This window comes from Shimazuella sp. NTD248, from assembly GCF_059510395.1.
In genome coordinates this window covers 32,019-45,169 of the sequence record NZ_JCAJZT010000004.1, presented here as the reverse complement: position 1 = coordinate 45,169, position 13,151 = coordinate 32,019, and the positions used below count along the sequence as shown (strand labels likewise).

The 13,151-nt window shown below is 40.9% G+C and carries 11 protein-coding genes; 10 read left to right on the top strand and 1 reads right to left on the bottom strand.

Annotation, left to right across the window (positions count from 1 at the left end; genetic code table 11):
* The first annotated feature begins 12 nt into the window (after window positions 1–12).
* From dnaA to AC5WOE_RS09800, 9 genes are all read left to right on the top strand, one after another.
* Entirely contained in the window at window positions 13–1,404 is a 1,392-nt protein-coding gene (dnaA, locus tag AC5WOE_RS09840; RefSeq protein WP_496052517.1) for a chromosomal replication initiator protein DnaA, read from the top strand.
* Between the two features lie 234 nt (window positions 1,405–1,638).
* On the top strand, window positions 1,639–2,772 hold the full coding sequence (gene dnaN, locus AC5WOE_RS09835) for a DNA polymerase III subunit beta (RefSeq protein WP_496052516.1): 1,134 nt from the start codon (window positions 1,639–1,641) through the stop codon (window positions 2,770–2,772).
* A gap of 18 nt (window positions 2,773–2,790) precedes the next feature.
* Window positions 2,791–3,000, top strand: coding sequence for a S4 domain-containing protein YaaA (gene yaaA, locus AC5WOE_RS09830; RefSeq protein WP_496050019.1), 210 nt, complete (start codon window positions 2,791–2,793; stop codon window positions 2,998–3,000).
* 15 nt (window positions 3,001–3,015) lie between these two features.
* The gene (recF, locus tag AC5WOE_RS09825; RefSeq protein ID WP_496052515.1) at window positions 3,016–4,131 is read left to right on the top strand and encodes a DNA replication/repair protein RecF; all 1,116 of its coding nucleotides are present in this window, start codon (window positions 3,016–3,018) and stop codon (window positions 4,129–4,131) included.
* A 15-nt stretch (window positions 4,132–4,146) separates the two neighbouring features.
* Window positions 4,147–4,374: an extracellular matrix regulator RemB gene (locus AC5WOE_RS09820; protein WP_496050017.1), complete on the top strand. Its 228-nt coding sequence runs from the start codon at window positions 4,147–4,149 to the stop codon at window positions 4,372–4,374.
* On the top strand, window positions 4,371–6,275 hold the full coding sequence (gene gyrB / locus AC5WOE_RS09815) for a DNA topoisomerase (ATP-hydrolyzing) subunit B (protein WP_496050016.1): 1,905 nt from the start codon (window positions 4,371–4,373) through the stop codon (window positions 6,273–6,275). The genes AC5WOE_RS09820 and gyrB overlap by 4 nt, the downstream gene beginning before the upstream one ends.
* A gap of 48 nt (window positions 6,276–6,323) precedes the next feature.
* Window positions 6,324–8,759 carry a DNA gyrase subunit A gene (gene gyrA / locus AC5WOE_RS09810; protein WP_496050015.1) on the top strand — a complete coding sequence of 812 codons (2,436 nt, stop codon included), beginning with the start codon at window positions 6,324–6,326 and terminating at the stop codon, window positions 8,757–8,759.
* Between the two features lie 99 nt (window positions 8,760–8,858).
* Window positions 8,859–9,182: a hypothetical protein gene (locus AC5WOE_RS09805; RefSeq protein WP_496050014.1), complete on the top strand. Its 324-nt coding sequence runs from the start codon at window positions 8,859–8,861 to the stop codon at window positions 9,180–9,182.
* A gap of 468 nt (window positions 9,183–9,650) precedes the next feature.
* Window positions 9,651–9,875: a hypothetical protein gene (locus AC5WOE_RS09800; protein ID WP_496050013.1), complete on the top strand. Its 225-nt coding sequence runs from the start codon at window positions 9,651–9,653 to the stop codon at window positions 9,873–9,875.
* 598 nt (window positions 9,876–10,473) lie between these two features.
* On the opposite strand, the gene AC5WOE_RS09795 is transcribed toward AC5WOE_RS09800, so the two are convergent.
* A complete protein-coding gene (locus tag AC5WOE_RS09795) occupies window positions 10,474–11,394 on the bottom strand; it encodes a YaaC family protein (protein ID WP_496050012.1) in 921 nt (306 codons plus the stop codon).
* A gap of 188 nt (window positions 11,395–11,582) precedes the next feature.
* Here AC5WOE_RS09795 and guaB point away from each other — a divergent pair, with 188 nt between their 5' ends.
* On the top strand, window positions 11,583–13,046 hold the full coding sequence (gene guaB, locus AC5WOE_RS09790; RefSeq protein WP_496050011.1) for an IMP dehydrogenase: 1,464 nt from the start codon (window positions 11,583–11,585) through the stop codon (window positions 13,044–13,046).
* The last annotated feature ends 105 nt before the right edge of the window (window positions 13,047–13,151 follow it).

Genomic DNA, 13,151 nt, shown 5'->3' with positions numbered 1-13,151 from the left:
AGGATTTTGCTTATGTATTCTGCTGATGAACTATGGCTCCATGCCTTAAAATCAGCTTGCTCCGATGAATCTGCAGATGTAGAACAATTATTGATTCAAACGAAAGTTGTAGAGAGCCGACCTAACTTCTTACTTATTGCAGTCCCTGATTTTTTTACTAGAGATTGGCTTGTACATCGAGCAAAGAGCAAAATATTAATCGCTTTAAAAGAAATTTCTGGTGTGCCGATGGAAGTGGACTTTATTCTCCATTCTTTAGATGAAACAGAAACCGATGCTACAAATAAAAACATGGATTCGGATGAAATCTCTGCTCAAAAACAAGAAGAACAAACAGTTCCTGACTTAGTAACAGCAATAGATGAAACACCTACTTCGGCTCAACTCAACCCCAAATATACTTTTCAAACTTTTGTTATAGGCCCTGGTAATCGTTTTGCACATGCTGCCTCCCTAGCAGTAGCTGCTCAACCAGCTAACACCTATAATCCGCTTTTTATCTATGGAGGAGTCGGGCTGGGGAAAACCCATTTGATGCATGCTATTGGCCATTATGTAAAAGAACAAAATCCAGAAAGCCGGATTTGTTATATATCTTCAGAGAAGTTTACAAATGAATTTATCAATGGGATTGTTAGCGGGAATGTTGAGCCATTTCGTAATAGATATCGCTCTGTAGATGTGTTATTGATCGACGATATTCAATTCCTTGCTAAAAAAGAAGGAACACAAGAAGAATTTTTCCACACTTTTAATACACTGCATGAAGCTCATAAACAAATTATTATTTCAAGTGATCGTCCTCCCAAGGAAATTCCCTTTTTAGAAGATCGCTTACGCTCTCGATTTGAATGGGGACTTATCACAGATGTACAACCACCAGATTTAGAAACAAGAATAGCAATTCTCCGAAAGAAAGCAATTGCAGATAACTTGGAAGTCACCAACGAAGTCCTCTACTACATTGCAGATCAAGTTGCTAATAATATTCGAGAATTAGAAGGTGCACTCATACGTGTCGTCGCTTATTCTACTATGCTTAATCAATCAATTTCGTTAGATCTAGCCCATGAAGCATTAAAAAATCTCGTCTCGCCTAATCAACCAAAGTTGATTGGTATTCCAGAAATTCAGCAAGTAGTAGGTGGTTATTACCAACTGCGAGTCGAAGATCTCAAAAGCAAAAAACGTACGAAAACCATTGCCTATCCTAGACAAATAGCAATGTATCTCTCCCGTGAATTAACAGATAGCTCCTTACCTAAAATTGGCGAAGATTTTGGAGGCAGAGACCACACTACTGTTATTCATGCACATGAAAAAATTAGTCGCATGTTATCCAGTGATCGAGAATTAGAGCAAGTCATCATGGAATTAAAAAATCGTCTCAGCCGAAACAGTTAACCACAGGCAATTGTGGGAACTGTGGATAACTCACCTCTGCCTATACACAGCTTATCCACAACGTGTATAGGCTTTGTTGCTTGGCTCAACCCACTTATCCACAGTATCCACAGGTACTACTACTATTACTACTAGTCTTTATTAAAAAATAAATAATTAATTAATAGGATTAGGAAGAAATTTTTCAATCAAAAATTGTTAAAGTATTTTTTTTTAAATGCTGAGGAGGTAATTATGAAATTACGAATCTTACAGAATGTATTGGTTGAAGCAGTGTCACAAGTAACAAAAGCTGTTTCGACAAGAACTACTATCCCAATTTTAACAGGAATAAAAGTAACAGCAGAAGATGATCACTTGATACTGACAGGTAGTAATTCAGATTTGACAATTGAAACCAAAATTCCTAAAATAAAAGAAGAAAAGGAACAATTGTTCGTAGGAGAAAGTGGTAGTGTTGTAGTTCCAGGCAAAATTTTTGCAGAAATAGTTCGCAAACTACCTGGAAATGAGGTAGAGTGGATTGTTGGTGAACGAAATAACATTACCATTCGTTCTGGAAAAGCAGAATTTCAATTACATGGATTACCAAGTGAAGAATATCCAAGTCTCCCTCAATTATATGAAGAGCAAGTGTTCTCTCTACCAGCTGACTTACTTCGTACACTTGTACGTAAAACGAGTTTTGCGGTTGCAGTGAATGAAGCTAGAGGAGTATTTACAGGAGTTTTATTTCAATTAGAAGATGGTCTGCTCACTTGTGTCGCTACAGATAGTCATCGACTGTCTCGCCAACGTGCACAAGTAGAAAGTTTGCCAGAACTTAATTTAAAAAATGTGATCATCCCTGGAAAAAGTATGAGTGAACTAGCAAAAACATTTGCTGATGAAACAGAATTAGTAGATTTAGTTGTAGCAGGAAATCAGTTACTGGCACAAAATCAATATCTTTCGTTCTACACCCGGCTACTTGAAGGCAGTTATCCAGACACAAACCGTGTTATCCCCCCATCAGGAGATGTAGAAGTAACGACGAAAACAAAAGAATTGTTACAATCTGTTGAGCGTGCGTCACTTATTAGCAGGGATGGCAGAGATAATGTGATAAAATGGACTGTGAGTGATAACCAAGTGCAAATCACCTCTGCTTCTCAAGAAATCGGAAGTGTAGTAGAAGAGATTAAAGCTGAAGTAAAAGGTCATCCCTTGACTATTTCCTTTAACGCTCGTTATATGATCGAGGCACTCCGCACCATTGATAGTGAGGAAATTCATATCCAATTTACAGGGTCTATGACACCTTTCCTCATTCAACCCACTGATCGTAATGACTCACTTCACTTGATTGTGCCCATTCGTACTCGGTGATGAAGAAAGGAACTTACAATGAAAAAAATTCCTATTCAGGGTGAATACATGACACTTGGGCAGCTGCTAAAATCATTAGATGTTATTGCCAGTGGAGGAGAAGCAAAAATCTTTTTACAATCATATCAAGTTGTTGTAAACGGAGAACCCGATGATCGGAGAGGTCGCAAACTTTATCCACAGGATGAAGTGGAGATTGAAGGCTTTGGCAAGATACATTTGGTTTAGTGGGGGGATTGTTCTTTGCGTGTTACGTCGCTGCAACTTCAACATTTTCGCAATATCCCTGAACTACAACTAGACTGTCCAGAGGACCTTCACTTGTTTATAGGTGAAAATGCACAAGGTAAGACCAATTTGTTGGAATCTTTATATATGATTTCTTTTGGTAAGTCGCATCGCGCTCGTTCCCTTCAAGAATGTATACAATTTGGTGAGCAATCTGCGATGGTACGGGTTAAAACACAAGGAAATAAGCAAAAATGGAGATTGGAATTAAAACTCCTTCCCAAAGGTAGAAAAATCAAGAAAAATGGTGTGGATGTAGCGAGGTTAAGTCAATATATTGGAACTTTACCAGTCGTATTATTTGCTCCAGAAGATTTGCAACTGGTAAAGGGAGGTCCACAAGTTAGGCGAAAATTTTTAGATGTGGAAATTGGTCAAGTCAGTCCTACTTATGTCCATCATTTGACACAGCTGAAAAATTTGTTGAAAGAACGAAATCAACTTCTCAAAAATTTGTCAAAAAACAATACTTTTCCACTCACTTTTTTGGATGTTTTGGATGAACAACTCGTGCAGTTGTCCGTATCGATTTGGAGAAAGCGATTGGAATCATTGTCCAAACTGCAAACTTATGCAGCAGAAATTCACCTTTCGATCACAAAAGGAGAAGAGCACCTCCAAATAGAATATATTCCATCTGTGCCGATTTATGCCCACATGTCCGAGCAAGAAATGCAACAATGCATGTTTGCGGCACTTGAAAAAGTGAGAAAGAAAGAGATAATGTTAGGAAATACCTTACTTGGACCTCATCGAGATGATTTTTCCCTCCAACACAATAAATTGGATTATCATACATTTGGATCTCAAGGGCAGCAACGAACAGCTGCTCTTTCCCTGAAATTAGCAGAATTACAATTAGTGAAAGAAGCCACAGGTGACTTTCCAGTGTTATTATTGGATGATGTGCTTTCTGAATTAGATGATTCGAGGAAGACTCATTTATTAGAATCGATCCGGGGCCGGGTACAAACTTTTGTTACTGCTACTGGATTAGAAGGAATAGATTTACAAACCCAAAAACAAGCAGTTGTGTACCATGTTCAAAATGGTCATGTTACTCGCGCATGATGAGGTGATGTTTTTTTGTTTATTCACCTTGGTGGAAACCAAATGATTAGATTGAGTGATGTCGTTGCAATAATCGATGCGGTGGGTGCTGTAAAATCTTCATCTAGCATCCATTTCCCGAATCTTGATGAAGATGTGAAATCATTTATCATCACAACAAGCCAGATTTATACATCACCAATCTCTTCCAACACATTATTAAAACGTTCTCAATCAGGAATAAAGGTGGTGAATGTGTTATGACAACTGGATATGATGAATCACAAATTCAGGTTTTAGAAGGGTTAGAACCTGTAAGAAAACGGCCAGGGATGTATATAGGTTCTACATCCAGTAGAGGTCTGCATCATTTGGTGTGGGAAGTAGTAGACAACAGTATCGATGAAGCCTTGGCTGGACGATGTGATACGATTGGGGTCACTATTAATCCAGGCAATAGTGTGACAGTTGTGGACAACGGAAGCGGGATTCCGGTTGGTATTCAACCCAAAGTAGGAAGACCTGCGGTGGAAGTTGTCATGACAGTACTGCACGCTGGAGGAAAATTTGATGGGGAAGGATATCAATTTTCCGGTGGTTTGCACGGAGTTGGTGTTTCTGTTGTAAATGCATTATCCAGCGAGCTAGAGGTTATTGTGAAACGGGATGGAAAGATTCATCGGCAGACTTATGCCCAAGGTATACCCCAAATGGATCTGGAAGTGATTGGGACTGCGAAAGAAACCGGTACTACCATCACATTTCAACCTGATCCAGAAATATTTACGGAAACAATCGAGTACGAATATGATATTTTACGAAATCGTCTACGTGAGCTTGCTTTCCTCAATCGTGGTGTGACCATTGTTCTGACAGATAAACGCGGGGAAGAGATAAAAGAAGAGTCATTCCAATTTGAAGGTGGCATTTCCTCCTTTGTGGAGTACCTCAACCGTAATCGTGAAGCATTGAATCAACCTCCGATTTACATTGAGGGGGAACGTGAAAGTATTCAAGTTCAAGTTGCAATGCAGTACAACGATTCCTACTCTTCCAATATCTACAGTTATGCTAATAACATCCACACTCATGAGGGTGGTACACACGAATCTGGTTTTAAAGCGGGTCTCACCCGGGTGATAAATGATTATGCACGTCGGAACAATTTGTTGAAAGATAGCGAAAGCAATTTGACAGGAGACGACGTACGTGAAGGATTGACTGCTATTATCAGTGTGAAAATCCCTGATCCGCAGTTTGAAGGCCAAACCAAAACAAAATTGGGAAATAGCGAAGCTCGTTCTGCTACGGAACAATTATTTGCTGATTATTTTCAAGCTTACCTCGATGAAAATCCAGCTATTGGGAAAAAGATCATCAATAAATCTGTTACAGCGGCTCGGGCTAGAGAAGCTGCTCGAAAAGCTCGGGAGTTAACGAGACGGAAAAATGCATTAGAGGTAAGTTCATTGCCCGGGAAATTAGCAGACTGTACAAGCAAAGATGCTTCTATCAGTGAATTGTATTTGGTTGAAGGTGACTCAGCTGGCGGTACGGCAAAACAAGGTCGTGATCGAATGTTCCAAGCGATCCTTCCTCTTCGTGGTAAAGTTATCAACGTTGAAAAAGCACGTTTGGATAAAGCCTTGTCGAATGAAGAAGTACGAACTATTATTACGGCGCTTGGAACTGGGATAGCAGATGATTTTCAGATTGATAGAGCCCGCTATCACAAAGTAATCATTATGACGGATGCGGATGTCGATGGAGCGCACATCCGCACTCTACTATTGACTTTTTTCTTCCGGTATATGAGATCCCTGATCGAAGAGGGATATGTGTATATTGCTCAGCCGCCACTGTACAAAATCGCACAAGGAAAAGTTATTCGCTATGCATATTCTGATGCAATGAAAGCACAAGTAGTCAAAGAATTAGAAGGCAAAGGTAAGATTGAAATTCAGCGTTACAAAGGTTTGGGAGAGATGAATGCTACCCAGCTTTGGGAGACAACGATGGACCCTGATAGTCGAACACTTCGTCAAGTGTCCTTTAGAGATGCGATGGATGCTGATCAAGTGTTTGAAATGTTGATGGGAGATCGAGTAGAACCTAGACGAGATTTTATTCAAGAGTATGCAAATCAAGCAACACTAGACGTGTAGGAGATAGCTGGAAACGGATATATCCGTTAGTTGGAGTTGATGAAACGGATGGCAAATACAGAACGTGTAGAAGAAGTAAATATCAGCCAAGAGATGAAATCTTCTTTTCTTGACTATGCTATGAGCGTTATCGTGAGCCGAGCATTGCCAGATGTCCGTGATGGACTCAAACCGGTACACCGACGCATTTTATACACCATGTATGAGTTGGGAATGACACCTGACAAACAGTATAAAAAGTCATCAAGGGTAGTTGGAAATGTCACCGCCCAATACCATCCCCATGGCGATGTAGCTGTATACGAAGCAATGGTTCGTATGGCGCAAGATTTTTCATACCGTTATATGTTAGTCGATGGACATGGTAACTTTGGTTCTGTCGATGGTGATCCACCAGCAGCAATGCGTTATACGGAAGCTAAAATGGCTTCTATCACACTAGAATTGCTGAGAGAGATCCAAAAAGATACGATTGATTTTGGACCTAACTATGATGGACAACAGCTAGAGCCACTTGTGCTCCCTGCCCGTTTCCCCAATCTACTAGTCAATGGTACATCTGGGATTGCGGTCGGAATGGCAACCAATATACCACCGCACAATTTACGTGAAATCATTGATGGTTTATTGCTTATTATCGATAATCCAGAAACGACAGTTGAGGATCTATTACCAATCGTCAAAGGTCCTGATTTTCCCACAGGTGGAATTATTCTCGGTTACGAAGGAATTCGGAAAGCGTTCCGTACAGGGCGAGGCAGTATCCAAATCCGAGCGAAAACACGCATCGAAGAAGCGCAAAATGGAAAAATGCGCATTATCGTGGAAGAGCTCCCTTATCAAGTAAATAAGGCGAAATTAGTAGAAAAAATTGCGGAATTGGTTCGAGATAAAAAAATCGACGGAATAACTGATCTTCGTGATGAATCAGATCGTAACGGTATGCGTGTTGTCATTGAATTGCGCAGGGATGTAAATCCTCGTATTGTCTTAAATAATTTGTACAAGCATACCACTTTACAGACAAGCTTTGGAGTAAATACTCTAGCCTTAGTGAACGGTCAACCTCGTGTGCTCAATTTGCATCAGGCACTCTCTCACTACTTAGATCACCAAATTGAAGTGATTCGTCGCAGAACCCAATTTGATCTCAATAAAGCAGAAGAACGTGCTCATATTTTAGAGGGTTATCGCATTGCATTGGATCAAATCGATAAGGTGATCGCTTTGATTCGTGCTTCTGCAACAGCAGGGGAAGCTAGAAGCGGTTTGATGGAGCAGTTTGGGTTGAGTGAAAAGCAAGCGCAAGCAATTTTAGATATGCGTTTGCAGCGATTAACTGGCTTGGAACGCGATAAGATTGAAAGTGAGTATCAAGAACTGCAAATTACGATCAAAGAACTAAGAGCGATTCTAGCGGATGAGGCTAGGATTCGTGGAGTTGTCCGCAAAGAATTGGTAGAAGTCAGAGAGCAGTACGGCGATGAACGGAGAACTGTCATCAAAATCAATGTGGATAGCATTGTGGAAGAAGACTTGATTCCAGAAGAAGAAGTTGCCATTTTGCTGACACATAGAGGCTATGTCAAACGTATGCCACTATCCACTTACCGAGCACAGCGTCGCGGTGGAAAAGGTGTTACAGGTATGGGAACACGCGAGGATGACTTCATCCAGACGCTATTTGTGACCAGCTCTCATAATCATATCCTCTTCTTTTCCAATAAAGGTAAAGTGTATCGCTTAAAAGGTTATGAGATTCCTGAGTTGGGACGATCTGCAAAAGGTACACCAATCATCAACCTGATCCAGATTGAGCAAAATGAGCGAATTCAGGCAGTTATCCCAGTAAAACAATTTACCGATGACTTTAATCTTTTCTTTGCTACAACAGCTGGAGTAGTGAAAAAGACAAAGCTGTCTGATTTTGAAAACATCCGCAAAAATGGTCTGTTTGCTATCAATCTTCGTGAAGGCGATGAGTTAGTAAGTGTGAGACTAACAGATGGGGATCAAGAGGTTATCATGGGTACCAGTCATGGTATGTCTATTCGCTTCCCAGAGCTGGATGTGCGGGAGATGGGCCGGTCAGCTACAGGTGTGAAAGGAATCACGCTTGGAGATAACGATTATGTCATCGACATGGATATTGTCGAGCCGGGTAAAGATGTCATGATCGTGACCAAAAAAGGGTATGGGAAACGAACCCCGATCAGTGAATACCGATCCCAGTCCCGTGGCGGGAAAGGAATCAAAACCCTCAACATCACGAAGAAAAATGGTCCTGTTGTTGGGCATACGATGGTTTCCGAAGAAGAAGACTTAATGATCGTTACCCAAGCGGGTGTAGTCATTCGCATGAACATCTCAGGCATATCATGCCTTGGACGCTATGCGCAAGGTGTGCGATTGATCAAGATGGCGAAAGATGAAGAAGTAGCAACAGTTGCACGGGTACAGATTACAGATGAAGAAGATGAGTAAATTTTCTCCTGCCCAAATGGGTGGGGGATTTTATTTTTTTGAGATATAATGATAGTAGTCAGGAGACTCTATGTCTCCCTCTGACCTGAAGGGAACATCGTGAACCTAGATCGTGCAGAGCTGTTGGAAAAGTCGCAAGAATGTACTGATAAAGCGGGGGAGCTGCGTCGAGATTTCGAGCGAGATAAGCGACGCGGTTACATCAGGCTTGCCAACTACTACACCCTCATGGCGGGGATAGCGAGGCACCCCGCAGAGCTCCCCGCTGGAGTGGTAGAGCAACTGAAAGAGGCTAATCAACTGGCCGTCAGTGCAAAGAAGCAACTCGATGGGGATTCGTTTATGTACTCCAGCGGGTTGGACGACGCTGAACTTGCTGAGAGCATCACCTTCCGAGTGAAGGAAATGTTGCAAGACGCATAGGGTCAGTTCACCCCACATAGGCGAAGCACAATTAAGTGCATGTCACTTCTTGTGTGCGTCTATGATGGGGATCCGTAAATTAAGTTCATGTAGATATATTGCCCCAACCAGTAGCATTAGCTTTGGAATTCGATCTATAACCGTGATTTCTTGGATAATCTATTTTTTCTAACTTTATATTTATGTTTAGCTTTCTCCTTCGTATTTTTCATTTGTCGTATGCTCCACAAGTAGCCTGTGATCATTCGGATGAACATATCAGGTATATCATGTCTAGGGCGCTATGCACAAAGTGTTCGCTTGATTAAAATGACCAAAGACGAAGAAGTAGCAACAGTTTCTCAAGTACAAATTACAGATGAAGAAGAATAAATGCTACTCCTGTCGCTTTCAGACGGGAGTTTTTCTTATGAATTTGTTGTAGTATGATGACATTAACAGACCCATTTTTTGAGAAGGGAAAGTTTCATGCAGTTGATGACTGGGAAGCAGAAGGCCGAGGCGGTCAGTGCAGTTCTTGCAATGGCTCTGAAGAGTGCGAAGATCGGGGAGAAGCAACTCCCGTGTAGTGAAGGTCTGGCAAGTGCCTACAGCCAGCATGCGGAGGCTCTTGCCGAGATCGCCAGGGTCATGGAAGGATGCCAAGAGCTGGATGTGGCCCTCCTTGAGCTTGTGAAGCCCCTGAACTCCTAGATGTCGCTGGACAACAGTGATGCGCCTTCAAGGGTTTGTCCCCCATTACCAATCTGGTAGTGGGGGATGATTTTTAAAGCTGTAAATGAGAAGTTTTATCCTAATTATTTCAATCCTGTTATTTTTGAATGGTATGTATGATAAATAAACATTAAGAAGAGTTTTCTTCATCATCAATGCTTATTAAGCAGTTGCACCAGCCGTTAAAAATTGATGAGTAAGCATAACCATATTCTGTATTTTTGGGTAGGGTTTATCTTTTATTTGAATAATATTATTTTTCGGTTATAATAATGGAGTCAGTTGACCCATCTCTTTACTGAGGGGAATCCTATGTTCATCAACGACGACGAGAAGAAGAACCCGCTCTTGGGCGGTGTCGGCTGGCCGTGATGATAGGCTGACCTGAGGGACAACTCCTCTCATAGGGTGGCACATCGTTTGTGCCTGCACGTGTTTACGTGATACCTATGAGAGGAACCGAGAATAATGTTTTTATAATAGATTTAAATGCTCTATCCCTCCATACTAGGAGGGGTTTTTTCATACCTAGGCAATGGACAAAATACAAAATAATCACTAAAATAGAAGAGGCATGCTAAAATAATTGGTATAGCAAATCGGGAAAATTTCGCATAACTAGATCAATTAGTTGTTGAATGATAAGTTGTTCTTTTTCAATGTCATTGTTGAGCTCATACCAAACGGGTGGATCATACCGGCAAAGCATACTTAGTGCAAAAAATAGGGCATAGTAGGTTAGAATCTCAGGAAGTGGATCGATTGATGTATGAGATGAATTCCAAAGGTACAGTTTTCCTTGTCCGTTTTGTTTCAGCCAAGAATGTTTCAAGATGTCATTCGTGCCTTCCACTTTTAGTTGAAAGGACTGCTCTGTAAAACTATGCATGGAGAAACAGACAGCAGATTTTTTTTGATTTAAGCGATAGACGAATGATTCAGCAGAAATGCATAATTGATCCAATACTTCTACAGGACAAGTTAAGGTTCCATTTTGATAGGAAACTTCCCACCAGTAGGATTTGAGACTCAAATGTTGGAACAGCAGCTGTAAGTCAGGGATAAAGGAACACAACAATTCCAATTTATACCGTTCCCCAGTAGGAACAGGATGAGAAAATAAGTTGCACAGGTAAGGGAAAAATCCATCTTTCTGCACTCGAACCTCATCATAAAAAAAGCGGTAAGGCTCTTTTTTGCGTTTTGGACTAGTTAAACCATGTTGCAATATGGTAGTACTGTGTGGATAATTAGGATCTATACTCAGTGCAAATGCTTTTAACAGGCTCATCATTCCATAGTAAAGTAAGAGTGAGGAAGACCAAAAATCACTCTGTTCAGCAGTCTGAAATAAAGCCATGCCTTGTTTGATATAGGATGTAAATGCATGTACATTGCGATATGAAAGAGTTTTGGCTTCTGATTTTGGGTATTTTTTGATGAGAAAGTTGCGTGCAGTTGTTTCGTTCTTTAACAGCTCATATGATAAATATTTCATAATTCCTCCGAAAAAATTGTCTTATTCATGACTTATCCACAATTATTCACAAGTTATACACAGATAAACTGTGGATAACTTTTATAAAAAGATATTTAATTTCAACAATAGCGGTTTTCTTGATTCGCTTTTTTTTATTTGATACACTTGCAAAAAAATGGAGACTTGAAGATAAGGGGCGATACGCCATGTGGGAAGAGAAGTTCAGCAAAACAGGCCTCACATTTGATGATGTGCTATTGTTACCAGCCAGATCCGAAATTTTACCTCGTGATGTTAGTGTTTCCACTCAACTGACAAAAAAAATAAAGTTAAATATTCCATTAATCAGTGCGGGTATGGACACCGTAACTGAATCATCCTTAGCAATCGCTCTAGCGCGACAAGGTGGTATTGGAGTAATCCATAAAAATATGACGATTGAAGAGCAAGCAGAGGAAGTAGATCGTGTAAAACGTTCCGAAAGTGGTGTCATTACAAACCCATTTTACTTACACCCAGGTCATCAAGTTCATGATGCAGAGGCATTAATGTCCAAATATCGTATTTCTGGTGTGCCGATTGTGGACAAGGAGAAAAGGCTTGTCGGAATCATAACGAACCGTGATATGCGTTTTGTGCATAATTACAGCACTCCTATTTCAGAAGTGATGACAAAAGAAAATCTTGTCACTGCTTCAGTTGGAACAACAATGAAAGAAGCAGAACATATCTTGCAACTACACAAGATTGAAAAACTGCCATTGGTTGATGAACATGGTGTATTGAAAGGCTTAATTACGATTAAGGATATTGAAAAAGCTACCCAATTCCCCAATTCTGCTAAAGATGAGCAAGGACGTCTGCTTGTAGCAGCAGCAGTAGGTGTCTCAAAAGATACAGACCAACGGATCGCAGCATTGGTAGAAGCAGAAGTGGATATGGTGGTAATTGATACAGCACATGGACATTCGAAAGGCGTGCTGGAAACAGTTGCTAAGGTTCGAGAAAATTATCCTGATCTCACCATTGTTGCAGGTAATGTAGCTACCGCTGAAGGGACAAGAGATTTGATTGAAGCAGGAGCGAGCATCGTCAAGGTAGGGATTGGCCCGGGTTCAATATGTACGACTCGTGTGGTTGCGGGTATTGGTGTTCCTCAAATCACTGCAATTTATGATGCTGCTAGTGTAGCTCGTGCATATGGTGTGCCTATTATCGCTGATGGTGGTATTCGCTTCTCTGGCGATATTGTTAAAGCCCTCGCCGCCGGAGCAGATGCTGTTATGCTCGGAGGATTGTTTGCAGGAACAGAAGAGGCTCCAGGGGAAAGTGAAATCTACCAAGGCCGTCGTTTTAAAGTATATCGAGGCATGGGGTCCATTGGTGCTATGCAAGCAGGTAGTAAAGATCGTTATTTCCAAGAAAATGAGCAGAAATTAGTCCCAGAAGGTATCGAAGGACGTGTTCCTTATAAAGGTCCAATCGTGGATATCGTATATCAATTAGTTGGTGGAATTCGTTCTGGTATGGGTTATACAGGGTCAAAAACGTTGTTAGATTTAAAGGATAATTCACAGTTTGTACGAATTACTTCTGCTTCGTTGCGGGAGAGTCATCCTCATGATGTACAAATAACAAAAGAAGCTCCAAACTACCAATTAGGTGGTTGAGGAAAAGCGTCCCGTTGAGGGCGCTTTTTTATTCTTTTTTAATGTAAAGGGCTTGTATTGTCGGATCGAACGTGTGAAAATGAGTAGGATTGAGCTAACGAAGGA